Annotated in this window: 25 protein-coding genes and 3 pseudogenes; 21 read left to right on the top strand and 7 right to left on the bottom strand. The window is 54.1% G+C overall.

Going from position 1 to position 26,819, the window contains the following annotated elements; genetic code table 11:
• Positions 1 to 21: 21 nt before the first annotated feature.
• The 18 genes and pseudogenes from atpE (at position 22) to ORL50_RS15680 (ending at position 18,977) form a co-directional block, all read left to right on the top strand.
• Entirely contained in the window at positions 22 to 279 is a 258-nt protein-coding gene (atpE, locus tag ORL50_RS15595) for a F0F1 ATP synthase subunit C (protein ID WP_002555987.1), read from the top strand.
• Positions 280 to 333: 54 nt separating this feature from the next.
• Positions 334 to 804 carry a F0F1 ATP synthase subunit B gene (locus ORL50_RS15600; protein WP_008027535.1) on the top strand — a complete coding sequence of 157 codons (471 nt, stop codon included), beginning with the start codon at positions 334 to 336 and terminating at the stop codon, positions 802 to 804.
• Between the two features lie 12 nt (positions 805 to 816).
• Positions 817 to 1,353, top strand: a complete 537-nt coding sequence (locus ORL50_RS15605; protein WP_008027533.1) for a F0F1 ATP synthase subunit delta — start codon at positions 817 to 819, stop codon at positions 1,351 to 1,353.
• Positions 1,354 to 1,374: 21 nt separating this feature from the next.
• On the top strand, positions 1,375 to 2,919 hold the full coding sequence (atpA, locus tag ORL50_RS15610; RefSeq protein ID WP_028620322.1) for a F0F1 ATP synthase subunit alpha: 1,545 nt from the start codon (positions 1,375 to 1,377) through the stop codon (positions 2,917 to 2,919).
• A gap of 50 nt (positions 2,920 to 2,969) precedes the next feature.
• Entirely contained in the window at positions 2,970 to 3,830 is an 861-nt protein-coding gene (gene atpG, locus ORL50_RS15615; RefSeq protein ID WP_045061245.1) for a F0F1 ATP synthase subunit gamma, read from the top strand.
• Between the two features lie 27 nt (positions 3,831 to 3,857).
• On the top strand, positions 3,858 to 5,237 hold the full coding sequence (gene atpD / locus ORL50_RS15620) for a F0F1 ATP synthase subunit beta (protein ID WP_045061246.1): 1,380 nt from the start codon (positions 3,858 to 3,860) through the stop codon (positions 5,235 to 5,237).
• Between the two features lie 45 nt (positions 5,238 to 5,282).
• On the top strand, positions 5,283 to 5,708 hold the full coding sequence (locus tag ORL50_RS15625) for a F0F1 ATP synthase subunit epsilon (protein ID WP_007969909.1): 426 nt from the start codon (positions 5,283 to 5,285) through the stop codon (positions 5,706 to 5,708).
• A 117-nt stretch (positions 5,709 to 5,825) separates the two neighbouring features.
• Positions 5,826 to 7,193, top strand: a complete 1,368-nt coding sequence (gene glmU / locus ORL50_RS15630; protein WP_266016331.1) for a bifunctional UDP-N-acetylglucosamine diphosphorylase/glucosamine-1-phosphate N-acetyltransferase GlmU — start codon at positions 5,826 to 5,828, stop codon at positions 7,191 to 7,193.
• A gap of 191 nt (positions 7,194 to 7,384) precedes the next feature.
• On the top strand, positions 7,385 to 8,161 hold the full coding sequence (locus ORL50_RS15635) for a DeoR/GlpR family DNA-binding transcription regulator (protein ID WP_266016332.1): 777 nt from the start codon (positions 7,385 to 7,387) through the stop codon (positions 8,159 to 8,161).
• Position 8,162: 1 nt separating this feature from the next.
• Positions 8,163 to 9,995 carry a glutamine--fructose-6-phosphate transaminase (isomerizing) gene (gene glmS, locus ORL50_RS15640; RefSeq protein ID WP_266016333.1) on the top strand — a complete coding sequence of 611 codons (1,833 nt, stop codon included), beginning with the start codon at positions 8,163 to 8,165 and terminating at the stop codon, positions 9,993 to 9,995.
• A gap of 281 nt (positions 9,996 to 10,276) precedes the next feature.
• Complete coding sequence (locus ORL50_RS15645; protein ID WP_045061250.1) at positions 10,277 to 11,131, top strand: TnsA endonuclease N-terminal domain-containing protein; 855 nt, start codon at positions 10,277 to 10,279, stop codon at positions 11,129 to 11,131.
• Positions 11,128 to 13,296 carry a TnsB C-terminal domain-containing protein gene (locus tag ORL50_RS15650; RefSeq protein WP_045061251.1) on the top strand — a complete coding sequence of 723 codons (2,169 nt, stop codon included), beginning with the start codon at positions 11,128 to 11,130 and terminating at the stop codon, positions 13,294 to 13,296. The genes ORL50_RS15645 and ORL50_RS15650 overlap by 4 nt, the downstream gene beginning before the upstream one ends.
• Positions 13,293 to 14,752, top strand: a pseudogene (locus ORL50_RS15655) (ATP-binding protein). Before ORL50_RS15650 ends, ORL50_RS15655 begins: the two are co-directional and overlap by 4 nt.
• A gap of 17 nt (positions 14,753 to 14,769) precedes the next feature.
• Positions 14,770 to 15,087, top strand: a complete 318-nt coding sequence (locus ORL50_RS15660) for a TniQ family protein (RefSeq protein ID WP_266016334.1) — start codon at positions 14,770 to 14,772, stop codon at positions 15,085 to 15,087.
• 13 nt (positions 15,088 to 15,100) lie between these two features.
• Positions 15,101 to 15,205, top strand: a pseudogene (locus tag ORL50_RS15665) (hypothetical protein); the annotation flags it as partial.
• 192 nt (positions 15,206 to 15,397) lie between these two features.
• On the top strand, positions 15,398 to 16,447 hold the full coding sequence (locus tag ORL50_RS15670; RefSeq protein ID WP_266016340.1) for a TnsD family Tn7-like transposition protein: 1,050 nt from the start codon (positions 15,398 to 15,400) through the stop codon (positions 16,445 to 16,447).
• Positions 16,448 to 16,825: 378 nt separating this feature from the next.
• Complete coding sequence (locus ORL50_RS15675; RefSeq protein WP_225568932.1) at positions 16,826 to 18,457, top strand: TniQ family protein; 1,632 nt, start codon at positions 16,826 to 16,828, stop codon at positions 18,455 to 18,457.
• 187 nt (positions 18,458 to 18,644) lie between these two features.
• On the top strand, positions 18,645 to 18,977 hold the full coding sequence (locus tag ORL50_RS15680) for a DUF2790 domain-containing protein (protein ID WP_032872197.1): 333 nt from the start codon (positions 18,645 to 18,647) through the stop codon (positions 18,975 to 18,977).
• Positions 18,978 to 19,280: 303 nt separating this feature from the next.
• Here ORL50_RS15680 and ORL50_RS15685 read toward each other — a convergent pair whose 3' ends face one another.
• From ORL50_RS15685 to ORL50_RS15710, 6 genes and pseudogenes are all read right to left on the bottom strand, one after another.
• Positions 19,281 to 19,748, bottom strand: a complete 468-nt coding sequence (locus ORL50_RS15685) for a DUF411 domain-containing protein (protein ID WP_032872163.1) — start codon at positions 19,746 to 19,748, stop codon at positions 19,281 to 19,283.
• A pseudogene (locus tag ORL50_RS15690) lies at positions 19,738 to 20,541 on the bottom strand (c-type cytochrome). The gene ORL50_RS15685 and the pseudogene ORL50_RS15690 overlap by 11 nt, the downstream one beginning before the upstream one ends.
• 9 nt (positions 20,542 to 20,550) lie before the next feature.
• On the bottom strand, positions 20,551 to 21,525 hold the full coding sequence (locus ORL50_RS15695; RefSeq protein WP_019816897.1) for a copper resistance protein B: 975 nt from the start codon (positions 21,523 to 21,525) through the stop codon (positions 20,551 to 20,553).
• Positions 21,497 to 21,745, bottom strand: coding sequence for a hypothetical protein (locus ORL50_RS15700; RefSeq protein ID WP_131670796.1), 249 nt, complete (start codon positions 21,743 to 21,745; stop codon positions 21,497 to 21,499). Before ORL50_RS15700 ends, ORL50_RS15695 begins: the two co-directional genes overlap by 29 nt.
• A gap of 12 nt (positions 21,746 to 21,757) precedes the next feature.
• Positions 21,758 to 23,734 (bottom strand): copper resistance system multicopper oxidase, encoded by a 1,977-nt coding sequence (locus tag ORL50_RS15705; RefSeq protein ID WP_019816896.1) that lies wholly within the window; start codon positions 23,732 to 23,734, stop codon positions 21,758 to 21,760.
• Between the two features lie 177 nt (positions 23,735 to 23,911).
• Complete coding sequence (locus ORL50_RS15710) at positions 23,912 to 24,118, bottom strand: co-regulatory protein PtrA N-terminal domain-containing protein (RefSeq protein ID WP_019816895.1); 207 nt, start codon at positions 24,116 to 24,118, stop codon at positions 23,912 to 23,914.
• 383 nt (positions 24,119 to 24,501) lie between these two features.
• Between ORL50_RS15710 and flgB the strand changes: the two genes are divergently transcribed.
• On the top strand, positions 24,502 to 24,915 hold the full coding sequence (flgB, locus tag ORL50_RS15715; RefSeq protein ID WP_019816894.1) for a flagellar basal body rod protein FlgB: 414 nt from the start codon (positions 24,502 to 24,504) through the stop codon (positions 24,913 to 24,915).
• Between the two features lie 110 nt (positions 24,916 to 25,025).
• On the opposite strand, the gene ORL50_RS15720 is transcribed toward flgB, so the two are convergent.
• Positions 25,026 to 25,226 (bottom strand): heavy-metal-associated domain-containing protein, encoded by a 201-nt coding sequence (locus tag ORL50_RS15720; protein ID WP_019816893.1) that lies wholly within the window; start codon positions 25,224 to 25,226, stop codon positions 25,026 to 25,028.
• Between the two features lie 361 nt (positions 25,227 to 25,587).
• Here ORL50_RS15720 and ORL50_RS15725 point away from each other — a divergent pair, with 361 nt between their 5' ends.
• Both ORL50_RS15725 and dmeF read left to right on the top strand, forming a co-directional pair.
• Positions 25,588 to 25,863 carry a metal/formaldehyde-sensitive transcriptional repressor gene (locus tag ORL50_RS15725; RefSeq protein WP_019816892.1) on the top strand — a complete coding sequence of 92 codons (276 nt, stop codon included), beginning with the start codon at positions 25,588 to 25,590 and terminating at the stop codon, positions 25,861 to 25,863.
• Between the two features lie 20 nt (positions 25,864 to 25,883).
• Entirely contained in the window at positions 25,884 to 26,816 is a 933-nt protein-coding gene (gene dmeF, locus ORL50_RS15730; RefSeq protein ID WP_019816891.1) for a CDF family Co(II)/Ni(II) efflux transporter DmeF, read from the top strand.
• The last annotated feature ends 3 nt before the right edge of the window (positions 26,817 to 26,819 follow it).

Genomic DNA, 26,819 nt, shown 5'->3' on the forward strand with positions numbered 1-26,819 from the left:
ACGTAAAAGTCGGGAGGAAAGATGGAAACTGTAGTTGGTCTAACCGCTATCGCTGTTGCACTGTTGATCGGCCTGGGCGCACTGGGTACCGCAATTGGTTTCGGCCTGTTGGGTGGCAAGTTCCTGGAAGGCGCAGCGCGTCAGCCAGAGATGGTTCCAATGCTGCAAGTTAAAATGTTCATCGTTGCCGGTCTGCTCGACGCCGTAACCATGATCGGTGTTGGTATCGCTCTGTTCTTCACTTTCGCGAACCCATTCGTTGGTCAACTCGCTGGCTAATTACTCGCCTTCGAGTAATTGGTGTGATGTGCAACGAACGAGCGAGGTGTTGGCGTGAACATTAATGCAACCCTGATTGGCCAGTCCGTTGCGTTCTTCATTTTTGTACTGTTTTGCATGAAGTTCGTGTGGCCTCCGGTCATCGCGGCTTTGCACGAACGTCAGAAGAAGATCGCGGATGGACTGGACGCTGCCGCCCGAGCAGCTCGCGACCTGGAGCTGGCCCAAGATAAAGCGGGTCAGCAACTGCGCGAAGCGAAAGCTCAGGCAGCCGAAATCATTGAGCAAGCCAAGAAACGCGGTAACCAGATTGTTGAAGAGGCTGTTGAAAAGGCCCGTATCGACGCTGACCGTGTGAAGGTTCAGGCTCAGGCCGAGATCGAGCAGGAACTGAACAGTGTCAAAGACGCTTTGCGTGCCCAACTGGGTGCTCTGGCTGTCGGCGGCGCCGAGAAGATCCTGGGTGCCACAATCGATCAAAACGCGCACGCGGAGCTGGTAAACAAACTGGCTGCTGAAATTTAAGCGAGGGCGATCATGGCAGAATTGACCACGTTGGCCCGACCTTACGCTAAGGCAGCCTTCGAGCACGCCCAGGCCCACCAGCAACTGGCCTCTTGGTCAGCCATGCTCGGCCTGGCTGCAGCAGTGTCGCAAGACGACACCATGCAGCGCGTGCTCAAGGCCCCGCGACTGACGAGCGCAGACAAGGCCGCCACGTTTATTGACGTGTGCGGCGACAAGTTTGATGCCAAGGCACAAAACTTCATCAACGTCGTTGCCGAAAACGACCGTCTCCCGCTTTTGCCGGAGATTTCCGCTCTGTTCGACCTGTACAAGGCAGAACAAGAGAAGTCGGTAGACGTTGAAGTGACCAGTGCTTTTGCATTGAACCAAGAACAGCAAGACAAACTCGCCAAGGTTCTCAGTGCACGACTCAACCGGGAAGTGCGCCTGCAAGTCGAGGAAGACAAATCCCTTATTGGGGGCATTGTCATCCGCGCCGGCGACCTGGTTATCGATGGCTCGGTTCGCGGCAAACTCGCGAGCCTTGCCGAAGCATTGAAATCTTGAGTTTGAAGGGGCAGCAGAGCAATGCAGCAACTCAATCCTTCCGAAATAAGTGAAATTATCAAGGGCCGCATCGACAAGCTCGATGTGACCTCCCAAGCCCGTAACGAAGGCACTGTCGTCAGCGTATCTGACGGTATCGTGCGGATTCACGGTCTGGCCGACGTAATGTACGGCGAGATGATCGAGTTTCCGGGCGGCGTCTTCGGTATGGCTCTCAACCTGGAGCAAGACTCCGTAGGTGCCGTAGTTTTGGGCTCCTACCAGTCTCTGGCTGAAGGCATGAGCGCCAAGTGCACTGGCCGCATCCTCGAAGTTCCGGTTGGTAAGGAACTGCTGGGTCGCGTAGTCGACGCACTGGGTAACCCAGTTGACGGCAAAGGTCCACTGGGCAACACCGAGACCGATGCGGTCGAGAAAGTTGCTCCAGGCGTGATCTGGCGTAAGTCGGTAGACCAGCCTGTACAGACTGGCTACAAGGCTGTCGATGCCATGATTCCTGTCGGCCGTGGCCAGCGTGAGCTGATCATCGGTGACCGTCAGATCGGTAAAACCGCTCTGGCGATCGACGCGATCATCAACCAGAAAAACAGCGGTATTTTCTGCGTCTACGTAGCGATCGGTCAGAAACAATCGACCATCGCCAACGTGGTTCGCAAGCTGGAAGAAAACGGCGCGCTGGCTAACACCATCGTCGTTGCCGCGAGCGCTTCGGAATCTGCAGCACTGCAGTTCCTGGCTCCGTACTCCGGTTGCACCATGGGTGAATTCTTCCGCGACCGCGGTGAAGACGCGCTGATCGTTTATGACGATCTGTCCAAGCAAGCAGTGGCTTACCGCCAGATTTCCCTGCTGCTGCGCCGTCCACCAGGCCGTGAAGCTTACCCAGGCGACGTGTTCTATCTCCACTCCCGTCTGCTGGAGCGCGCATCCCGCGTTTCGGAAGAATACGTAGAGAAGTTCACCAACGGCGCAGTGACCGGCAAAACCGGTTCCCTGACCGCACTGCCGATCATCGAAACCCAGGCTGGCGACGTTTCCGCGTTCGTTCCGACCAACGTGATTTCCATCACCGACGGTCAGATCTTCCTGGAATCGGCCATGTTCAACTCCGGGATCCGTCCTGCAGTGAACGCCGGTGTTTCGGTATCCCGTGTGGGTGGTGCCGCTCAGACCAAGATCATCAAGAAGCTCTCCGGTGGTATCCGTACCGCTCTAGCTCAGTACCGTGAACTGGCGGCATTCGCCCAGTTCGCTTCTGACTTGGACGAAGCGACCCGTAAGCAACTTGAGCATGGTCAGCGCGTTACCGAGCTGATGAAGCAGAAGCAATACGCACCAATGTCGATCGCTGACATGGCGCTGTCGCTGTATGCCGCTGAGCGTGGGTTCCTGACTGACGTTGAAATCGCCAAGATCGGCAGCTTCGAACAAGCGCTGATTGCTTTCTTCAACCGCGATCACGCCGATTTGATGGCGAAGATCAACGTGAAGGGTGACTTCAATGACGAAATCGACGCTGGCATGAAAGCCGGTATCGAGAAGTTCAAGGCCACCCAAACCTGGTAAGCCGCAGCGGGAGCCGCGAGGCTCCCGCTTGCTAACCTGATAGGTGTTACATGGCAGGCGCAAAAGAGATTCGCAGTAAGATTGCGAGCATCAAAAGCACGCAAAAGATTACCAGCGCCATGGAAAAAGTGGCGGTCAGTAAAATGCGCAAGGCACAAATGCGCATGGCTGCTAGCCGTCCTTACGCGGAGCGCATCCGCCAGGTTATTGGCCATCTGGCCAACGCCAACCCGGAATATCGCCACCCATTCATGATCGACCGTGAAGTTAAGCGCGTCGGTTACGTCGTGGTGAGCAGTGACCGTGGTCTGTGTGGTGGCTTGAACACCAACCTGTTCAAGGCCCTGGTCAAGGACATGGCGGTAAACCGCGAAAACGGCGTCGAGATCGATCTGTGTGTAGTTGGTAGCAAGGGTGCGGCTTTCTTCCGCAACTTCGGCGGTAACGTCGTAGCCGCTATCAGCCACCTGGGTGAAGAGCCGTCGATCAATGACCTGATCGGCAGCGTCAAGGTGATGCTGGATGCCTACCTGGACGGCCGTATTGACCGCCTGTCCGTGGTGTCCAACAAGTTCATCAACACCATGACGCAACAGCCTACCGTGGAGCAGTTGATTCCTCTGGTGGCAACGCCGGAACAGGAACTCAAGCACCACTGGGATTATCTGTACGAACCGGACGCCAAAGAGCTGCTTGATGGCTTGATGGTCCGTTACGTGGAGTCGCAGGTCTACCAGGCGGTGGTCGAGAACAACGCGGCTGAACAAGCTGCGCGGATGATCGCGATGAAGAACGCTACCGACAACGCCGGTGATTTGATCAGCGATTTGCAGCTGGTCTACAACAAGGCGCGTCAGGCTGCGATCACCCAAGAGATCTCGGAAATCGTCGGCGGCGCTGCCGCGGTTTAACGGTTCAAATATTCAGAGGATCCAGCTATGAGTAGCGGACGTATCGTTCAAATCATCGGCGCCGTTATCGACGTGGAATTTCCACGCGACAGCGTACCGAGCATCTACAACGCTTTGAGTGTAAAAAGCGAAGCCGGCACCACCCTGGAAGTTCAGCAACAGCTGGGCGACGGCGTGGTACGTACCATTGCGATGGGTTCCACCGAGGGCTTGAAGCGCGGTCTGGAAGTCACCGACTCTGGCGCTGCCATCTCCGTACCAGTCGGTAAAGCGACCCTGGGCCGGATCATGGACGTTCTGGGCAACCCGATCGACGAAGCTGGCCCGATCGACACCGAAGAGCGCTGGGGCATTCACCGTCCTGCGCCAACCTTCGCTGAACAAGCTGGCGGCAACGACCTGCTGGAAACCGGCATCAAGGTTATCGACCTGGTTTGCCCGTTCGCCAAGGGTGGTAAAGTTGGTCTGTTCGGTGGTGCCGGTGTAGGCAAAACCGTAAACATGATGGAACTGATCCGTAACATCGCCATCGAGCACAGCGGTTATTCCGTGTTCGCCGGTGTGGGTGAGCGTACTCGTGAGGGTAACGACTTCTACCACGAGATGAAGGATTCCAACGTTCTGGACAAAGTGGCACTGGTTTACGGTCAGATGAACGAGCCGCCGGGTAACCGTCTGCGCGTAGCACTGACCGGCCTGACCATGGCCGAGAAGTTCCGTGACGAAGGTAACGACGTTCTGCTGTTCGTCGACAACATCTATCGTTACACCTTGGCCGGTACTGAAGTATCCGCACTGCTGGGCCGTATGCCTTCCGCAGTAGGTTACCAGCCGACCCTGGCCGAAGAGATGGGTACTCTGCAAGAGCGTATCACTTCGACCAAAAACGGTTCGATCACCTCGATCCAAGCGGTATACGTACCTGCGGATGACTTGACTGACCCGTCGCCAGCGACCACTTTCGCCCACTTGGACGCCACCGTCGTTCTGTCCCGTGACATCGCTTCCCTGGGTATCTACCCAGCGGTCGATCCACTCGACTCGACTTCGCGCCAGCTGGATCCGAACGTGATCGGCCAGGACCACTACGACACCGCTCGCGGCGTTCAGTATGTTCTGCAGCGTTACAAAGAACTGAAGGACATCATTGCGATCCTGGGTATGGACGAGCTGTCGGAAACCGACAAGCAGTTGGTAAACCGTGCTCGTAAGATCCAGCGTTTCTTGTCGCAGCCGTTCTTCGTGGCTGAAGTCTTCACCGGTGCTTCGGGTAAATACGTTTCCCTGAAAGACACCATTGCTGGCTTCAAAGGCATCCTCAACGGTGACTACGACCACCTGCCAGAACAAGCGTTCTACATGGTCGGCGGCATCGAAGAAGCGATCGAGAAAGCCAAGAAACTGTAATCCCGGCGCCCGGCAACGGGCGCTAATTTAGGTTGAGGCAATCAGATGGCTATGACAGTCCATTGCGATATCGTCAGCGCGGAAGGGGAAATCTTTTCCGGCCTGGTCGAGATGGTAATTGCGCACGGTGCACTCGGTGATCTTGGTATCGCCTTGGGTCACGCGCCGCTGATCACTAATCTCAAGCCGGGCCCGATCCGCCTGGTCAAGCAAGGCGGGGAAGAGGAGGTGTATTACATCTCCGGTGGTTTCCTCGAGGTTCAGCCGAACATGGTCAAGGTTCTTGCCGACACTGTGCAGCGTGCTGCCGACCTGGACGAAGCCTCCGCTCAGGAAGCCGTTAAGGCTGCCGAGAAGGCCCTGCATGAACGTGGCGCTGAATTCGATTACGGTTCTGCCGCTGCACGTCTGGCCGAGGCTGCAGCTCAGCTGCGCACCGTCCAGCAGATCCGCAAGAAGTTTGGCCACTAACAGGTCAGCAACTTGTTGTGCGATTGATTAAAAAGGGTAGCCTCGGCTACCCTTTTTTCTTTTCCGATATTCATCACCTGGTCGCAGCCGCTGACCACCCAGGATTGGTAGCCAGTCATGTCTCTAGAAATCGTTATCCTCGCCGCAGGCCAAGGCACGCGCATGCGCTCGGCGTTGCCGAAAGTGCTGCACCCGATCGCCGGCAATTCCATGCTTGGCCATGTTATCCACACCGCGCGCCAACTTGATCCACAACGCATTCACGTGGTCATTGGCCATGGCGCCGATGCGGTGCGTGAGCGACTGGCGGCGGATGACCTGAATTTTGTGTTGCAGGACAAACAGCTGGGCACTGGTCACGCCGTTGCCCAGGCAGTGCCGTTCATTGAGTCCGACACCGTACTGATCCTGTACGGCGACGTGCCTTTGATCGAAGTGGAAACCCTGCAGCGCCTACTGAAGAAAGTCGCCCCGCAGCAGTTGGGGTTGCTGACTGTCGAACTGGACGACCCGACCGGTTATGGCCGTATCGTGCGCGCTGCCGATGGGCAGGTCACCGCCATCGTCGAGCAAAAGGATGCCAACGAAGCTCAACGTGCGATCACCGAAGGCAACACCGGTATTCTGGCCATGCCGTTTGCCCAGTTGAGCGGCTGGATGAGCCGGCTCTCCAACAACAATGCCCAGGGCGAGTATTACCTCACCGATGTGATCGCCATGGCAGTGAGCGATGGTCTGGTGGTGGCTACCGAGCAGGCGCATGACGCCATGGAAGTGCAGGGCGCCAACGATCGCAAGCAACTGTCGGAACTGGAGCGTCACTATCAGTTGCGCGCCGGCCTGCGCTTGATGGCCCAAGGCGTCACACTGCGCGACCCAGCACGCTTTGATGTGCGTGGCGAAGTCACGGTCGGCCGCGATGTACTGATCGATATCAACGTGATTCTTGAAGGCAAGGTCGTTATTGAAGACGACGTGGTCATTGGCCCGAACTGCGTGATCAAGGACAGCACCTTGCGCAAGGGCGTAGTGATCAAAGCCAATAGCCATATCGATGGCGCGATCATGGGCGAGGGCAGCGATGCCGGTCCGTTTGCTCGGTTGCGTCCAGGCAGCGTGCTTGATGCAGGTGCGCATGTGGGTAACTTCGTCGAACTGAAAAACGCGCACTTGGGCGAAGGTGCCAAGGCAGGCCATTTGAGTTATCTGGGTGACGCTGAAATCGGTGCACGCACCAACATTGGCGCTGGCACCATCACCTGCAACTACGATGGCGCCAACAAGTGGAAAACCGTGTTGGGTGAGGATGTGTTCATCGGCTCCAACAATTCGTTGGTGGCGCCTGTGGATATCTCCAGCGGTGCTACCACTGCGGCGGGTTCGACCATTACGCAGAATGTGGATAAAGCGCAGTTGGCTGTGGGGCGTGCGCGGCAGAAAAATATTGAGGGCTGGAAGCGGCCGGTGAAGATCAAAAAGCCGTAAGTTATCCACAACTCGCTTGCCGTGCTGTAGATCGTTATCGCGGGCAAGCCTTGCTCCCACATTGTTGTGGAAGCAAGGCTTGCCCGCGATGCTTTTGATCCACAGGATATTTTTCAACCGCCCGCTTGACGAAGTTTCGCTAATAGGTTTTGATTGCTTCCGTTATCTTTCGAATCGAAACTTACCAGCCCATGTCGAAACGCAACACACCCCAACGTCGCCACAACATCCTCGCCTTGCTCAATGAGCAGGGCGAAGTCAGTGTGGACGAGTTGGCCAAGCGTTTTGAAACCTCGGAAGTTACGATCCGCAAGGATCTTGCCGCACTTGAAAGCCATGGCTTGCTACTGCGCCGTTACGGTGGAGCAATCACCATGCCCCAAGAACTGGTGGCCGATATCGGTCAGCCGGTGTCCAAGTACAAGCAGGCAATTGCTCGGGCTGCCGTGTCACGCATCCGCGAACACGCGCGCATCATCATCGACAGCGGAAGTACCACGGCATCGATGATTCCTGAACTCGGGCAACAGCCGGGCCTGGTGGTCATGACCAACTCCCTGAACGTGGCCAACGCTTTGAGCGAACTGGAGCATGAACCGGTGTTGCTGATGACCGGTGGAACCTGGGACCCGCATTCCGAGTCCTTCCAGGGCCAGGTCGCCGAGCAGGTACTACGCTCCTACGACTTCGACCAGCTGTTCATCGGTGCCGATGGCATCGACCTGGTTCGGGGTACCACCACCTTCAATGAATTGCTGGGGCTTAGCCGCGTCATGGCTGAGGTCGCGCGGGAAGTCGTGGTGATGGTCGAGTCGGACAAGATAGGTCGCAAGATTCCCAACCTGGAGCTGCCCTGGAGCAGCGTCCATACCCTTATTACCGATGATCGCCTGCCGCTCGAGGCACGGGATCAGATTCAGGCGCGCGGGATCACCCTGATCTGCGCAGCTGTCAGTCAGGAGAAATAGCATGTGTGGAATTGTCGGCGCAGTCGCAGAACGTAACATCACCCCGATCCTGCTCGAAGGCCTCAAGCGTCTTGAATACCGTGGTTACGACAGTGCCGGTGTGGCGGTCTATACCAACGACGACAAGCTTGAGCGCATGCGTCGTCCAGGCAAAGTCAGCGAGCTGGAACTGGCCCTGACCGAAGAGCCGCTGTTGGGTCGTCTGGGCATTGCCCACACCCGCTGGGCTACCCATGGCGCGCCGTGCGAACGCAATGCCCACCCACATTTCTCCGGTGACCTGGCTGTCGTGCACAACGGCATCATCGAAAACCACGAAGCCCTGCGCGATCAACTGAAAGCCCTGGGTTATGTGTTCACTTCGGACACTGACACCGAGGTAATCGCTCACCTGCTGAACCACAAGCTCAAGGACCTGACTGACCTGACCGTGGCACTCAAAGCTACTGTTAAAGAGTTGCACGGTGCTTATGGCCTGGCCGTTATCAGCGCGAATCAACCGGATCGCCTGGTTGCCGCGCGCAGTGGCAGCCCGCTGGTGATCGGCCTCGGCATGGGTGAAAACTTCCTGGCTTCGGACCAATTGGCCCTGCGTCAGGTCACTGACCGTTTCATGTACCTGGAAGAAGGCGATATCGCCGAGATTCGCCGCGATAGCGTGCAGATCTGGGACGTTAACGGTCAAAGCGTCGAGCGTGAATCGGTGCAGTACCGCGATGGAGCCGAAGCTGCCGACAAAGGTGAGTTCCGCCACTTCATGCTCAAGGAAATCCATGAGCAACCAGCGGTCGTTCAACGCACCCTCGAAGGCCGTTTGAGCCAGAATCAGGTACTGGTACAGGCGTTCGGTCCTCAGGCTGCCGAGTTGTTCGCCAAGGTGCGCAACGTGCAGATAGTCGCCTGCGGCACCAGCTACCACGCGGGGATGGTTGCTCGTTACTGGCTGGAAGAACTGGCCGGCATCCCGTGCCAGGTCGAAGTCGCCAGTGAGTTCCGCTATCGCAAGGTGGTGGTGCAGCCAGACACGCTGTTTGTGACTATCTCCCAGTCCGGCGAAACTGCCGACACCCTGGCCGCGCTGCGTAATGCCAAGGAGCTGGGTTTCCTGGCCAGCCTGGCAATCTGCAACGTGGGCATCAGCTCCCTGGTACGTGAATCCGACCTGACCCTGCTGACCCAAGCCGGTCGCGAAATCGGCGTGGCGTCCACCAAGGCCTTCACCACGCAACTGGTCGGCCTGCTGCTGCTGACCCTGTCCCTCGGTCAGGTTCGCGGCACATTGGCGGATGGCGTCGAAGCCACTCTGGTGGAAGAGCTGCGTCGTCTGCCGGCCCGCCTGGGTGAAGCACTGGCGATGGACAGCACCGTCGAGAAAATCGCCGAGCTGTTCGCCGAGAAGAACCATACCCTGTTCCTGGGTCGCGGTGCGCAGTTCCCGGTAGCCATGGAAGGAGCGCTCAAGCTCAAGGAAATCTCCTACATCCACGCCGAAGCCTATCCGGCCGGTGAGCTGAAACACGGCCCGTTGGCGCTTGTGGATAACGACATGCCGGTAGTTACCGTGGCGCCGAACAACGAGCTATTGGAAAAACTCAAATCCAACCTCCAGGAAGTGCGTGCCCGTGGCGGCGAGCTGATCGTCTTCGCTGACGAAAAAGCTGGCATGACCAACGGTGAAGGCACCCACGTCGTGCACATGCCGCACATCCACGACATCCTGTCGCCGATCCTCTACACCATTCCGCTGCAGCTGTTGTCGTACTACGTCGCCGTGCTCAAAGGCACCGACGTCGACCAGCCGCGCAACCTGGCGAAATCGGTGACTGTGGAATAAGTTATCCACAACCTGTCTGGTTGATGGTTTTTAACAATAAAGATTGACACAAAACAATAAAGTTTGACACTGGCGAACATAGATTGACACAAGGCTCAAACCCCCGTATCTACGGGGGTTTTCCTTTCCAGGCTTTCCCTTTGGTCTGGAATCATCGCTTCAACTTTCAGCGGGTGTAGTCTAGAAAACGTTTTGTATACGGCCGCTTTGCCGGTCGTGTCCTTCTACGACTTTTTCTCGGCGCGAGGTGAAGCGGTCCGCATCGACTGAGGAGGCGTGGGTTGCGAGGTCGTAAGTTTGCATCACAGCAGGACATTGAACGGCACATTGCAAATGGATTTGGCGAAGGCGCCGGGGCAAGCTACGTGCCTTGGCTGCGGGTACAAGATGTCCCGTCGATAGGTCGTTCGCACAAGATTCAAGGCGTGAAGATCGAGAGGATTCATCACCTCCTGTCAGATCTCGAGCGTTCGTACTTCCTTGTGTGTGAATTTTCTGAAGACGTCGTGGATATACGGGAGCAATACCCTTTACTACCCACAGAGCGTGCGCAAGCGATAGCGTCGGCGATCGATGTACGCTATCCAAGATACCCTAGAACAACACTGCCTTATGTGATGACAACAGACTTCCTGTTAACTGTTAAGGACCCGAGCGGAAACTTCAAATCGGTAGCTAGGACGGTGAAGTATCGTTCCGATTTAATTGGCAATGGAAGTAAAAGAACGCTTGAAAAACTTGAAATTGAAAAGCGTTTTTGGGAAAGCCAAGGTGTTGATTGGAAAATCGTAACAGACGAGTTTTTTACACGAGATTTGATTAAAAATCTTGGACTAATCAGGAGGTACTCGAAGCTCTCTCGTGATTTAATGAAAGCGCCGTTGCATTCGAGTTTTATCGAGTGCCTTGTAAACAGCCGGGAATATTCGTGGACCTTGGCCACCTGTCTAAGAAAAATAGCATCACTTCTGTCCATTTCCTATATAGACGCTCAAGCAATTTTCTTTCATCTGGTTTGGAACAAGATACTGAAAATCGATTTGGTTAACACTCCTCTCCACCTTACTGGTCTAGTTCCTGGCTTCGAAGTTTCACCGGGCCCTGTCCAAGTATCGTTGAAGGAGAAATTATCATGACTGTTCTCGTTAATGACGTTTTCGAGCCTGTAACCGATCTGTCGGTCATTGCTACGATAGCCAGGCTCCTTTACCAGGATGAAACGCATGACTTAGCAGTTTTGATGGATCTAGCTGACCCACCCCGGCAGCCGTACGCGGTTGGTCTGGATGAGCTGCGTCGCTCGATAGCGTCTGGTCACACCAAACCAGCAGCCATCACCACGCCCGAGTTTATGCTTGTGCTTGAGGAACAGTTGGATGAGAGAGCCAAGCAAGGCCGGGACGAAAAGTGGGCCGTCATCGCCCCTCTATTAGATCCTGAATACCCGGGACAAATATTTGTACGAGGTGAGTTAGGCCGGCTTGTTAGCAGACGGGCGTCAGAGCTCGGAATCCAGCGGAAAACGATCTATCGGCTTCTTTACCGATATTGGTTTTATGGTCAAGTTCGCAACTCATTGCTTAATAATTATACGGCGGTAGGTGTTGCCGATAGAAAATATGATCCGAGCAGGCCACCAGGGCGAAAGCCTAAATTTCAAGGCGTTCTTACTTCGCCTTCCAAGATGCTCAGTGCAGTTGATAAACGATGCATCCGTGTTGGATATGCTCTTTATGTAAGAGATAAGAAATCATCTATTTCGAGCGCATATGACGAAATGTTGAGACGATTCTACTCTGTTCGAGACATCTCTAAAAACAGTGAAGAAGAGCTTCGTTTGTTGCCTGGTTCAGAACTCCCCAGCTTGAGGCAGTTCCAATATTGGGGACAGATTTTTTTCGACGAGATTGAAACCGAGCGTGGCCGTAAAGGGTTGAGGAGGTGGTTAAAGGATTGCCGTCCGCTTTCAGGTACCGTTCGAGATTGGCTGCGTGGACCCTGTCATCAGTTCGAAATCGACGCAACGATTGCCGATATTTATTTGGTCAACAGCTACTCTAGACGGATGCTCATTGGTCGGCCCGTTGTTTATATCGTAGTGGATAGTTTCTCCGGAATAATTGCTGGTCTCTATGTAGGATTGGAGGGCCCTAGTTGGAATGGGGCGAGACAAGCGCTGTTCAACGCGTTTACCTCCAAAGTCGAGTTCTGCGCTCAGAACGGCGTTGACATCAATGCAGATGATTGGAATTGTCACCACCTGCCCCACCAGATTTACGCCGACCGGGGAGAGATGCTGTCACTCGCAGCAGAGGGGTTATCCTCAGGGTTGGGAATTGAGATGGGCACTGCCCCACCTTATCGGCCTGATTGGAAGCCTATGGTAGAAAGTCGGTTTGGCATTTTGAATGATTTGACGGGTATCAGGTGGCTACCTGGCGGGGTAGCTGCGCGGGACAAAGAGCGCGGCGAGCGAGATTACCGGCTCGATGCCACGCTGAACCTCAAAGAGTTCACCCAAATCCTCATCAATTGCGTGCTCCACTATAACCGTCACCATCGACAGCCTGACCGACTGACTCAAGCGATGATGAATGACGGCGTAGAACCTACGCCTAACGGTATATGGAATTGGGCCTGCGACAACGACCTGATCGAATCCAACAAACGTCCCGACGAGCTGGTTTATCTCCACCTTTTACCGCGTGAGCGCGCGACCGTTCAAAAGGGCGGAGTGATGTTTCGCGGCATGCACTACGTGTGTGATATGGCCATAGAGAAAGATTGGTTTGCCAAGGCTCGCAAAGGGGGCGTTTGGTCAATAGAGTGTTGGTTCGATCCGAACTCTGCGGCACACATTTGGATTCAAGGAGAGGCCAAGCAGTTTATCCGTTGTGATCTTCGACGATCGGATGCCGGTTACGCGAATTATCGCTCGGACGAGATTTTTGATCTGCTCGAAGCCTATCGCCAAAAACCGCCTACTCGCCGTCGAGCTGAGCTGGAAAGCCGTGTGCAGCTTAGCGATCAGGTCCACCAGATCATCAGTCACGCGCTCGCAGAACGAAAACAGGAACCTGCTCCGCCTACTAAGGCAGAGGCCACTGGAAACATCCGCGAGAACCGCGCAGAAGAACGTCTCCGCGAGCGTGAAAATGCGGTTGTTCCTGAAGGCGTCAGGGTGGAGCCAGCTTCACTTCAATCTGAAACGACACAGAAAGCGCATGATTCATATGCCGGTGAGCGCACCGCTCAGGTTATCGATTTGCTCAAAAGAATTCGGCCAGGACAGGCAAAATGAAAGGTGCACAGACGTTTGCCAATTACGTCAGACAGGACATTAGTGAGTATGCGGGTAACCCGCTTATCGAAGCTTTGCCTCCGATATTGTCGGAGGCGGCGGCTGTTGAACTGATTTCGAACTTTCCTCAGCCGGTGGATCCGAAAGAGCTGACGCTCGAAGGAGCCACTCGAATTCACTGTATCGACAGGCTGAGAACCGTCGTACAGCCGTTCTTGCTACATCTGGAACTGGAGGCCCTGTTCTCACTGCTCATCCGTCGAGGGTATGTCGGGCGTAACCCGATGTCGCCCGCTACCGTCCGGCATTTGCATTCTTTATCGGGAGCTCAGCGTTACCACGATGCGTTCAAGTCCACTGCAGAAACGTTTACGGTCGTCGGCCTGAGCGGCATTGGCAAGTCAACGGCACTCCACGCCATCTTGAGCCTTTATCCACAGACAATCCGTCATGAGCGCTATGAGGGAAAGCAGTTTGTTCATACCCAAATCACATGGCTGAAGCTTGACTGCCCTCGGGATGGATCGCTGGCTGGATTTTGCCAGCAGTTTTTTTATGCGGTTGGAGACGCTCTAGGAGACAAGGACTACCACAAGCGCTACCGGCATCGAAACATCAATGATGCGCTGCAACAGATGGAGCAGGTGGCCAGCACGTTTTTCATCGGCGCCTTGTTGATCGACGAGCTGCAAAACCTCCACCTGGCGAAAACCGGTGGTAAGGAGAGCATGCTGAATTTTTTCCTGCACTTGGTAAACAACATCGGTATCCCGGTGGTTTTCAGTGGCACGAACTCGACGATTAGCCTGTTCTCAGAAGCCATGCGGACTGCCCGCCGAGTTTGTGGTGCTGGTACGCTCGAATTCAAACGATTCGAAAAGGATGATGAGGAGTGGCGGTTGTTGGTCGAAAATCTCTGGAGCTATCAGTGGTGCAAACAGACGGCTGAGCTGACCGACGAGATTTTTGACACGCTGTATGAGCACACTCAAGGCGTCACGGATTTCCTGGTCAAGCTGCTGGTATTGAGTCAGCGTTATGCGGTCCAGAGTGGCTCGGAGTGTTTGACTGCCGAGATCCTGGTGAAGGTAAGCAACTCAAAAATGCAGATTCTAAAGCCAGCCCTTTCAGCTCTGCGTAGCCGTGATCCGAAGCGGATGCGACAGTTTGACGATTTGCTGCCGATTGAGGATCAGCTGAGCGAAATGATGGTTTTCGATGGATTGGCACGAGAGGATCGCCTCACCTTGCTTCGAAGCGTTGTATCCCGTGAGAAGCCGGTAGACCCATCTCCGACCATTTTTGCGAAGATCACCCATCGCCGATTGCTACTGCTGTGGAAAACTCAGAGGCTAAAGCGCTTAGCGAACATGACGCTCCCCTCGACGCTCTGCGCGCTGCGGGCTGGCTCAACGAGGACCTGTTTGAGTTCTCACCGATGTATCACAAAGCGTGAGTCGGAGGGGGGGTGAAGTGCAACTTAAACTCCATTTCTTCCCCGCCGCGTTTCCCGACGAGACGCTGCACAGCGTGATTTCTCGTTATGCCCGTCTTTGCGGTGTTCGTAATTGCCAAGCAGCATTTGCCGGACTGAAATCGGCGGCAGCTTTTTCGCAAAATGTGGCATTCCCGAGTCATTTAGGGGATTTTGTCGATGCGCTACCCAGCGGTACTGAGCTATCGGTAGCCGAGGTCCTCATGCGCCACACATTATTACCCTACTATGCGCCGTTTTTGAGGATGAGCCAGGTCGAACACGCTCGGACGCTGATGACCGCTGATGACCGCTGATGGGAAAGGCTTGATGTTGAAGCTGGGCGTCAACGCGAGCCGTATTGGATTCGCCTCCCGAGTGCGGTTATGCCCAGAATGTATCGCACAAGATCAGGCTCAACGGGGAGTCGCTTACTGGCACAGGGTCCACATGCTTCCAGGCGTGCTGGTATGTCCGCATCACGGTACGTCACTCAGGATCCTTGATCCTCGCTGGTCCAGCCGCAGCTCTCGACAACTCAATCTGCCCAATGATGAGAATGTGCAAGCACACACAGTACTTCTCGACACCCCGTTGCGGTGCATGCCACCGCTTCACGAAATAGCGTTGCGCTCACTTCAGGTCCTCGAGTCTGACGTCACTGCTTTGTCGGCGGAGGCGGTGCGCTTCACGCTTTTACACAGGGCAACGCAGCTCAACCTTGCTTCTGATAACCATCGCTTGCACCTGCACATGCTGGCGCAGCACATGGCCGATTTTTTTGCTGCACTCCCGCGAGAATGGGAGTTTTCTATACTCGGAGATGTTCGTGCAGGTACACCCGCCTCATGGGTCACGAAGCTGCTTCGTACGCCTATAACCTCTCACCATCCGCTCAAATACATTTTATTGGCCGGTGCTCTGGGCGTTGAAATGGTGAGCTTGCTTCATGGTCAATGCCCAGTGAAAGAGGCGGTGGCATGTGATCCGAAAGCTCACATTCGGCTTCACGCGCGCCTTTCTCCGGTGATGCCTGGTGAAGGCCTGGACTGTTCGTCAGCCGCTGTGTGGCAACATGCTCTTGAAGGAGCTGATGCCAAAAAGATCGCTGCCGTTCTAGGCGTTTCATCAGCGTATGTCTATCGTCACATCAGAAATGTACCCGGCGGGCAAGATGCTTGGAGGGAGGCACGATTTCACACTGAGCTATGCGCAAGACGCGCGGCTTTCGAGGCTGATTATCGATTTTACAAAGCACATGCATGCAGGGGGTATGCGTGGCTGTATCGCCACGATAAGCAGTGGCTTTCGGAGTCAACTGCAAACCCAAGCCCCCATCGTACGCCTCGTCTAAATAGCACCGAAATGTTCGCTGCCCTCGATGCGAGACTGGCCGGCGAAGTCCGTCAGTGTGCCGACGCGCTTTATGCTCTTGCGGGTAAGCCTGTCCGCATTTCGCGTACCAGGATAGGTCGGGAGCTTCATGTTCTTTCTCGCTTCGAAAAGCAGCTTTGCAAGCTTCCTCTGTGTGCAGCAATGCTCGAAAAAGTATGTGAACCAATCGAAGGCTTTCACGATAGGCGTCTGCGATGGGCTAGACGCCAATTGCTCTCAGAGGGCAAGGCTGTATCACGTTCTTCGCTCTACAGGGTCGCGAGCATTCGACCCATGCTGTAATCCAGCTGGGCATTCCCCCTCCATCTAAAAAGTTCTAAATCAATTCACCATAAACCCATTATTTTTCTGTTAATGAAAAAATTCCCCTCCAGAATAGGTCCGGCATACGCTGGATCATCACGATCAGCATGTAAACGTACTAACCCGCGATCAACGGAAATAGTTTTGCAACCGGCATGGGCTGACCTACGCGGGTTTATCGATACGTGTTTTGTATTCGAGGAATACGGGCGCGGCAGGATTTAGATGAATTCACTACGATTCAAAGTTGAGCGGCTTGTCATTTCAAATCCAGACCGGATGCAGAATTTTAGGGGTTGCATATATACTGCCCCCGGATGCACATTCTCTTCGAGCCCTACCTTTAATCGGTAAATGATGTCTGATCTATTATTTTTCCCCGTTTCGATGCCGGATGAAATGCTTTACTCTCGTGTCACCCGATATCACTATCTGTCAGGTAACAGAACCGCGACGGAAACCTATCGCGATTTGTTCGCATCGAAACCCTTTTGCATCGGTGGCATCGTACCCAAGCAGATCGAGAGGCTCGCGCACAGGCTGCCGGGGCAATCGGAGAGCAATCTCGCAGAGTTGATCAGAAGCAATACTACTTTTCCTGCTTACCGACCGTTTCTTGGGGTTAAGCAGGGGCCAGAGAACGACGTAGGGCCACTGGGTTATGACGGGGTGGTACGGGTGCCCCGCAGAGAAGAGTCCACCCATGGCAAGGCTAAGCTTTGTCCTACCTGCGTTCAGGAAGATTTGATTGAGCGGGGTTCTGCCTACTGGCATCGATCTCACCAGATACCCGGTGTTGCCGTCTGTTGGCGTCATGGCGACGCATTGATCCATGCCTGCCCCGAGTGCTCTCGCCCGTTCTACCGTAAATTGAAGCTGCTTCCCAATCTGACTGAGCCATGCGCATGCGGCTGGAGCCCGTTAAACAGCGCAGCAATACACAAGGGGTCAAAGATGGAACAGAAAGTCGCTCTGTTCGCACACGATATCCTGCAACGCAATATCCCTCCGATAGGCAGTACGGTATTAAGTTCGTGCTACGTCCGCCAATGCAAGAAACGCGGATTCATTTTCGGAAAAAATGCGGGTATCGCAAAACTATTCGACAGCATCCAAAGCGCTTACGGCGATGAGCTTTTGGCGCAGATTGATCCAGCCTACAACACCGGAAAGCATGAGCAATGGATCCGGCTCAAATCAGATAAAGGTCAGCTAAATATGCCGCTCGCGCGGCATTTGATCATTGCTCTTCATTTGTTTTCCAGTGCAGATGGCTTTGAAGAGGCTCTGAAGAATGAGTCTATTCTGCTGAGTGCCGCTGTTTCTCCGCGAGCGCCCAAAGTCGAAGAATCGCGTCTTAGTCAAAAAACTAGATATCGCCAAAAAATCGAGTTGCTTTTAGCGCTACGTACCGATGCCAATATCGAGTACCTCTGGAAGAAGGCGTACAAACCTACGCAATGGATTCTAGAAAATGATAACGCATGGTTAATGGCAAAACTCCATGCCCCTAAAAAAGCTACAGTTAAGGTCGAAAAGTCCGTCGACTCAAGAGACGACGCCTATGCAGCCCTTATCGAAGCGGGCGTAGATGAGCTGTATAAAGTTACGAAAGATCCGAAGAGAGTGAACATTCGGAATTTGCAATCGCTGCTCCCAGGTTCGTTACCTCATGAGCTGGATCTACGCAAGCAGAGGTTCCCTCTTACTTATCAACAGATCAAGATTCATCAGGAGTCAGTATGGCATTTTCGTCTAAGAACTTTGGTGTGGACTGTCTCTGAACTCATCAGGATGAAGCTCCCCGTGAATTACTCGACGGTAAGATTGACCTCAGCGGTATCAAGCAAGGTTTTCCTGGTTTTTTGCAGTTTCTTCGAGTGGGATCTGGAAAGCCTGGCAAGAACCGGGGTCGACGCGGAGGCCCTGCTCAGGTCTACCGGCGTATCGAGGAATTGGGAGGGACCACCGGTTCAAATAAGCTTTTGAGGGCATCTTTGTTCCGTCAGCGTCTGCCAACCTTTGGTGTTAACAAAAATCCCATCTGGCTTGAAAGCGTAAATGCGGGGTAGCGTCCACCTTTCACATTAGTAACCTTCGCGGCAGCTTTCTGAAAGCTTTCACTTGTTACTCTTTAACTCAGTAAATTGAGCTTTAGGAGAAAATCATGAAAGCAATGACAGCAGTGAAAGCGTTTTGCGCCGCTTCGATTTTGACCTTATCTTCATTAGCCATGGCTGAAGGTGGCGGTGACCGCGTGTATGGTCGAATGATGCAAGAGAACCAACAAGCAATGGAGCAATATGCCTCAAGGAACGGCAAGACTCCTCCTGAAGTTGTTCATTATGAATATGGTATGAACCTCGATATCCACAAGGTCGTCAGTGTCACGCAAGCCAATAAAACCTGTGGGGTTGCCCCTTCGCGCATGACCTATGAAGACTCTACGGGCAAGCTTAACACCGTGGAATATAAGGTCATGGCCGACAACTGCCCCCATGGAAGCTAGACAATGAAATTATTTAAGAACTGCATAATTCTCCTTTGTCCGAAACTAGCTTACTGCTCGCTGACGTAGAAGTAATTTTCAGGAAAGCCTGAAGTTATCCATTTTATGAAATCATTCCGTCAGTCGAAGGGTTTCTAACGTGCAGTAAACAATTGCTCGACCACCTGATACATCCCGCCTCCTTGTTTTTCCTTTGGTTTGGGAGGTGGTTTAGGCGCCCTAGTGGCGCCTTTTTTACGTTCGAAATGAGCTATGTCCTCTGCACGGCCATGACCTTCACCATGCAGGAGTGAGATTAGAAGATCAGTTTTCGGGGTATTCAGCAACGACGTGGTCTGTGCCTGCCTTTGACAAGCCGATTACGTTATACGCGTCATGTTTCCCGTCCACTTCCATTCCTGGGGAGCCGGCCGGCATGCCTGGAACGGCAATCCCGAGCAGGTCATCACGTTTGCTCATCGCAATGATTTGCTCGGCGGGCACGTGACCTTCAACAAACTTTCCGTTGATGGTTGCTGTGTGACAGGACGAGAGCTCAGGAGAAATCCCGAGACCGCGCTTGATCGCGCTCATGTTGGTTTCCACGTGATCAACGACGGTAAAGCCGCTGGCTTCAAGGTGCTGGACCCATTTCTTGCAGCATCCGCAATTAGCGTCGCGATGTACATCGATCGTCAATGGCTCTGCTGCGTGACTGGCTGAACTGATGAACAGAGCCACGAGAGCAGCGAGACGAAGTGCCCGTCTGCGACGAAGAGAATTATTTCGCATGGGTATGTTCCTTCCCATCAGTATGTGTATGTGATTTGGGCTGTACGGTTGGAGTCGGGGCCGCGTCATCTGAAGCTTCCCTACCCTTATGATCGGCGTGGTCCGCAGGCTCCTTTGCAGACGGCGCTGCGGAGGGGCCATGGGCATGTGCCGTGTTTTTCTCGTCATCATTAGCGCGGACTTCCGCCCTTTGGTTGGCAGCACCTGCGCCACTTTGCCCCTGGGTCGTTCCATGTTGACCCTCATGGTTGTGCATCACGCTTTCGCCACCACCGTGTTGATGGCCACCGCTACTCGTGATCAGGGCTTTGTATTGCTCTGTATCAAGTGACGGAAGCTGCTGGAGAAATGCGACCATCCCCTATATGTACGGATCGGCCATGCTTTTGCCCCACGCGGGCATGCCGGTGGATTTGATGCCGTGCTTGATGATCCAAAAAGCTGCGGCTGGGTGCCCATCGACGCCCAGTTTTGAAAGGTTCGGAGGTGCGGGGTAAAGGCTGTTACTCAGTTCGGTGCCTGTAAGGCCCGGAGCCAAATGGCAACCGACACACATCGAGTTGTAGTTGCCAGCACCTTCACGGATGAGGGCTTCTTGGCTCAGGTCGGGGACCTGAATGTCGCGCGAGCGCACTTCGATCGAGCGATCCCGAGCAATAGAAAGTAGCGCGTAGACAGGGGCAGAGTGGGGATCATCCGCCCCGACATTGATCACGCCGAAATATACCACGCCGGCAGCCGCTGCTACGGTGGCCAGACCAGCAGCTATCAGTGCCTTCAGTGTAATCTTCATGCCCGGTTCTCAGAACCACATCCGGATACCGGCGACAAAGCGTGCCTCGCTGGCATCTTCACCTTCCTCACGTGCAAAGTCTGCCGTATTGCCATAGGAACGGCTCCAACTCACCCCGATATAAGGGGCAAATTGGCGGACAATCTCATAACGCAATCGGAGCCCCACTTCGGTGTTGGCTAATCCGGACCCGATGCCGCGCTGAGGGTCATTCTTCCCATAAAAATTGACCTCGGCCGTCGGCTGCAAGATCAATCGATTCGTCAGCAGAATGTCGTAATCGCCTTCCAGTCGAGCAGCCGATTGACCGTTCTCACCGATGTAGGCAGTCGCTTCGGCCTCGAAGTTGTAGAGGGCCATGCCCTGAATGCCGAGTGCGGCCCAGGTTTGAGGAGACCCTGGTTTGAAATCCTGTCGTACACCGGTGACGACGTCCCACCACGGTCCGATGGAGTGCCCCCAGAGCGCGGATAATTCAGCACTTTCCGTCACGCCATTGGTACGTTCGCCTTCCGAGCGCAACCACAGTCGATCAATGTCACCGCCGATCCATCCTTTCGCATCCCAAGCCAACGCACTACCGTTGTCAGCATCCTGGTATTCAAACTTATCCAGCAGCATGAAAGAGTTGATTGTTTTGTCGTGGACACCATGACCAGCGACATCTGGAAAGGCGGCTGCACGGTCAGCATCGGTAAGTACGGGGACAGGGGTTCGACTGGTTGTCGTCGTCCCTTCATCCATACTTTCCATGCCGGTCATTTGACCGTCGTCCATTTTCATCTTGCTGTGGTCCATAGCCCCCATGTTGCTATGGTCCATCGCTCCCATGGAGCCATGGTTCATCTTCGAGTGATCCATCTCTTCAGCGGCGTGAGCCACGGCAAAGAAGACAGGACTCGTAGAAACTGCCAATACCATCAACGTTGGGCGTAAAAAATTCTTGGTCATGATCTCAATCCGCCTTCTTGTTTTCATGGTCATGATCCATCGACTCATGGCGCATCTTGGTATGAGGTATCGTCGCGTGATTCGGCGTTGCCTCGTTTGACGTGGTCGCAGTCTTGTTCGGCGCATCCGCAGAAGTAGCAGGTGAAGGATCACCACGTTCTTCGACTGCCAATGCTACGCAGGAGAATCCACCCATCAGGCCAAAAGCAAAGAGGCAACCGATCAGCGATTTACGATTTAGGTGTGTGCTCACAGATCGTCTCCTTTACTCATCAACCCGTACTTCACGGAACATGCCCATTTCCATATGGAAAAGCAGGTGGCAGTGATAGGCCCAGCGACCTAAAGCATCGGCGGTTACTCGATAGCTGCGCTTGGTACCCGGTGGCATGTCGATTGTGTGCTTACGTACCATGAACTTGCCGTTTTCATCTTCAAGGTCGCTCCACATTCCATGAAGGTGGATGGGGTGCGTCATCATGGTGTCGTTTACCAAGGTGATGCGAAGACGCTCCCCGTACTTGAGACGAAGGGGCTCAGCATCAGAAAATTTGATGCCGTTGAAGGACCAGGAAAACTTTTCCATGTGACCGGTCAGATGCAGCTCAATGGTGCGATTGGGCTCTCGGCCATCAGGGTCCTGGAAAGTGCTCTTCAGATCTGAGTAAGTGAGCACCCGTCGACCGTTGTTCCGCAAACCGATACCTGGATCGTTCAGTTTTGGCGTTGGGTTCATGGCCTGCATGTCAACCAACGGGTTGTTGGTTTCGGACGCTGGGTGAGATTGCATCTCGCCTCCCATACCGCCCATCCCTGCCATCTGGCTGTGGTCCATGCCGGCCATGTCGGACATGTCGCCTTTGTCCATCCCCGCCATCTTGCTGTGGTCCATGCCGGCCATGTTGGACATGTCACCTTTGTCCATACCTGCCATCTTGCTATGGTCCATGCCGGCCATGTTGGTCATGTCACCACTGCCCATGCCGGTCATCCCGGTCATGTCACCTTGGTCCATTCCCTGCATCTTGCTGTGATCCATGCCAGCCATACCTGACATGTCACCCTGTTTCATATCGCCGCCGCCCATGCCAGCCATGCTGCCATGGTCCATGCCAGCCATACCGCCCATGCCCATGTCATCCATGGTCAACAGCGGACGCGGATCGATCGCCGGTACCGGTGCTTTCAGTCCTTCACGAACTGCCAAGGTCCCCCGCGCATAGCCGGTTCTATCCATGGACTGGGCAAAGATTGTGTAAGCCTCCTCGGTGGCAGGCTCAACAATCACATCATAGGTTTCTGCCACGGCGATTCGGAATTCATCGACACTGACTGGTTGGACATATTGGCCGTCGGCCGCCACCACGGTCATTTTCAAACCAGGAATGCGAACATCGAAATAGCTCATCGCTGAGCCATTGATAAAGCGCAGGCGTAGCTTCTCGCCAGGCTTAAAAATACCGGTCCAGTTGCCGTTCGGCGCTTGGCCATTCATGAGGTAGGTGTAAGTATCCTCGCTGACGTCTGCCAGATCAGTTGGGTTCATTTTCATTTCGGCCCACATTTTCCGGTCGGCGACGGCAGCAGACCAACCTTGCTTGCTGACGTCGTCGATGAAGTCGCCCACGGTACGTTTGTGGTGGTTGTAGTAGTCCGATTGTTTCTTGAGTTTGGCCATGACGCGCCCAGGATCCTCATCGGTCCAGTCAGTCAGCATCACCACATAGTCGCGATTGTATTGAAACGGCTCAGGCTCTTTCGAATCGATGACTATTGGCCCGTAAACACCTGCCTGCTCTTGCAACCCAGAATGGCTGTGGTACCAGTACGTGCCGTTTTGATGCACCTTGAACTTGTATTCGTACATGCCGTCGGGCGCGATGCCGTGGAAGCTCAAACCCGGTACGCCATCCATGTTGGCAGGCAAAATAATGCCGTGCCAGTGGATGGAGGTGTCTTGATCCAGACGGTTCTTCACGCGCAGAGTGACCGTCTCCCCTTCGCGCCAACGCAGCAAAGGCCCCGGCAACGAGCCATTGATGGTCATGGCTGTGCGCGGCGAGCCAGTGATGTTTACCGGCGTTTCACCAATAAACAGATCAAATTCGTTGCCGGTGAGGACGCTCGGCAGGCCGGGACTGGTCACTGCCCATACAGGAGTGCGCCACAGACCAAGGCCACCAAGGATGCCGCCGGCGGCCAGGCCTTTAACGAATGTCCGTCTAGAGGTTTTGGAATGCATGCCGTTTATTTCCAATCAGTCAAAAGGGAGCCGTTCAAATCAACCCGTGAGTTGGCAAGATGAGCTTCGCGTACCGAAAAAAAGACGAATTTTTCATTGCAAGCGAGCTCAGAAATTGCCACATCTAAACCACCTTCGTGATTACATTTCTGTCAGCTTGGCCGCGTGCCTGATCGTTCAGCAGTTTTTATGGTCCATCGCTTTGGCTTTGCTTTCAGCGACAGGCGGTTGAGCGCTCTGCGTTTGAGCTACCTGGTACGATTCCATCGAATTCGTCCTGGCCACTTCCATACGTGCGAAAGTCCGGTCACCACCGCCTTCAGCCATGGCCAGAGTGGAAACAGTCAGCGCTGCGACGACGAACAAGGTTTTGATGGTGTTCATATGGGCTACCTCAGATGTGTGAAAATATCCCCTCTGAATCACATCATGGATTGGACTCTTTGGGGGTGAGCAAAAGACTCAGTTGGACTATAAGAGACACCCCCTGTCAGGAAGCTTAGGCCAATATTACAGTTGTGTCAGTTTGGAATATTTTTCTTGAAGTACACGCTATTTAATACGTATGGTCTCCATCTTTTCGCATTGCGCGACTTTTATTGAATATAAGATTGAAGTGTAATCATTGCTTTGGGTTCCATTAATTCTCACGGAGGCGATGTTCTAGGTCTCTGCATTAAAATTAATAGGAGACTTGAATGCTCTGCTGCAACAGCTGGGTGTTCAATGATCAAAGAAGATAGTAATGCCACCGAGGGTGATTAATTGTGAGTATTAATTTTGAGAAAGCATTAGGCTCCGCAGAAAGAGCGTTAGTTTATCGTGGCCAAAGAGCTGAGATCTTAAGTAACAATATCGCGAACGCTGACACTCCGAACTTCAAAGCCCAAGACTTGGATTTTTCTACTGTGCTCGCCAGCCAAACCAAAGAACCTGCTACCACTGCGTTTTCTTTGAAAACAACAAACGCAAAGCATTTTCTTAAGAAAGAATCGGCGGTGGCTATATACGGGCGCGACTTGCTTTACAGCACGCCGGCTCAGCCTGCCTTGGACCAAAATACTGTCGATCAGCAGGTCGAGGTCGCGAAATACACGGAAAACGCGATACGTTTCGATGCCGCTTTTACTCGGCTAAATGGAGCATTCAAGGGTTTGCTCAAAGCTCTGCGCGGTGACTAGCAGCATAGGCGCATGCGAGCCAACTTTGGCCGATACAGCGGCTCAGGTACTTTCGGATTCAAAGGTATTCACCATCAGACGACGCTCTACTCAGGAGCAGGCGTCTCCATTCAATGGCTGATCTTGGAAGGAAAACCAACAGCCTCCACAGCTTTACGGAGCTGTTCAGCGTTTTCGCTACTTTCAACACTCACCTTACCGGTTGATCGATCGACGGAGACCGTAGCGTTGTCGTCCAGTGCCTGGATCGCTCTGGTGATTTTGCCGACGCAGCTGCCGCAACCAATGCCTGATACATCTAAGACGACCATGTGAATTACCCTCGTGCTGAGCGGTGTCTTTTCCCCGCAGCGACAGCATCGACGTTGACACCATGGCAAGGTCAACGATTATCTAATCAAAGCCGTGAGCGCAGATTTCGAGAAGTTTTACGGGACTTGACCACTCGGCTGCTAATTAGCTCGCTACCATTTGAACGGTTTCCAGGAGTGCGCCCTATTGTTCTCGTCGGTAAAGGTCGGCTAACGGCAACATTGCGGCTCTCTCGCTTGATCCAACGATTTTGTATGCCTCTCGTTTCGTCAACGGCTTTGATCTGTCCTCCCGCGAACCTTGCATAGGTATAGGGGGGAGGCCTATCATGCGACCCTATATAGGTAGGGGGGGTATAGCGTGGGTCATATCGCATCACACAAAGACGATCTTCTTAAACGTGTAAAACGTATTGCCGGGCAAATTCAAGCTGTTGAACGAGCATTGGAATCGGACTTCGACTGCGCCAAGACACTACATCTTGTTGCGGCCACTCGGGGTGCCATCAACGGGCTGATGGAGGAGATCATCGAGGATCACGCACGAGCACATGTCGCGAACCCCGCGCTCAGCGAAGAAGAGCGTAACAAGGGCGTCGAAGAGCTTCTTGAAGCTATCCGCCGGTACTCCAAGTGAATGCATCCAGGTAAACACGTATGAGCAGGACCGACATCGATTACACACACGACCACGTGTTTCTAGGCTCAGCGCACGATGAGAATGCCAAGCGTACGCTTTGGGTTGTAGCACTCACGGTGGTAATGATGATCGGGGAGATCACCGCCGGCTATATCACGGGTTCGATGGCGTTACTGGCCGATGGCTTCCACATGGCAACCCATGCCGGCGCATTGGGCATCGCGGCGGCCGCTTACGGATACGCAAAACGCCACGCTACCAGCCAGCGCTACAGTTTCGGTACAGGAAAGGTTGGAGACTTGGGCGGGTTCGCCTCGGCGCTGATTCTTGGCATGATTTCGTTGGGCATTGGCGTTGAATCGTTCATGCGTTTGTTGCAGCCAACACCGGTTCAGTTTGGCACCGCGACCCTCATCGCCGTTGTCGGTTTGCTCGTCAACATTGTCAGTGCCCTGCTGCTGGGTCATGGGCATGGGCATGGGCATGGACATGGACATGGGCACGACCACGATCACCCTCATGCCCACAACGGAAACGACAACAACTTGAGGTCCGCCTATGTCCACGTCGTTGCAGACGCGCTGACGTCGATTCTGGCCATCGCTGCCTTGCTTGCCGGTCGATATCTGGGTTGGGTGTGGCTCGACCCGGTCATGGGTATCGTCGGCGCTATCGTTATCGCGCGTTGGGCCTGGACCTTGATGGGGGTAACTGCGGGCGTGTTGCTCGATCAGACCGACGCGCACGTTGCCGAGGAAATCCGCGAACTCGTTGAGAAACCTGGTGGCGCTACCATTACAGACTTGCACGTTTGGAGGGTGGGACCTCAAGCGTGCGCGGCGATCGTCAGCGTTCTAGGTGAAGCCACTGTGAACGCCGAGAGCATTCGTGAGCGTCTCAAAACAGTTCACGAAGTCAGCCACCTGACCGTCGAGTTCCGGCAGACATGACTC

The organism is Pseudomonas sp. RIT-562, assembly GCF_026241895.1.
Taxonomy (GTDB): Bacteria; Pseudomonadota; Gammaproteobacteria; order Pseudomonadales; family Pseudomonadaceae; genus Aquipseudomonas; species Aquipseudomonas mandelii_F.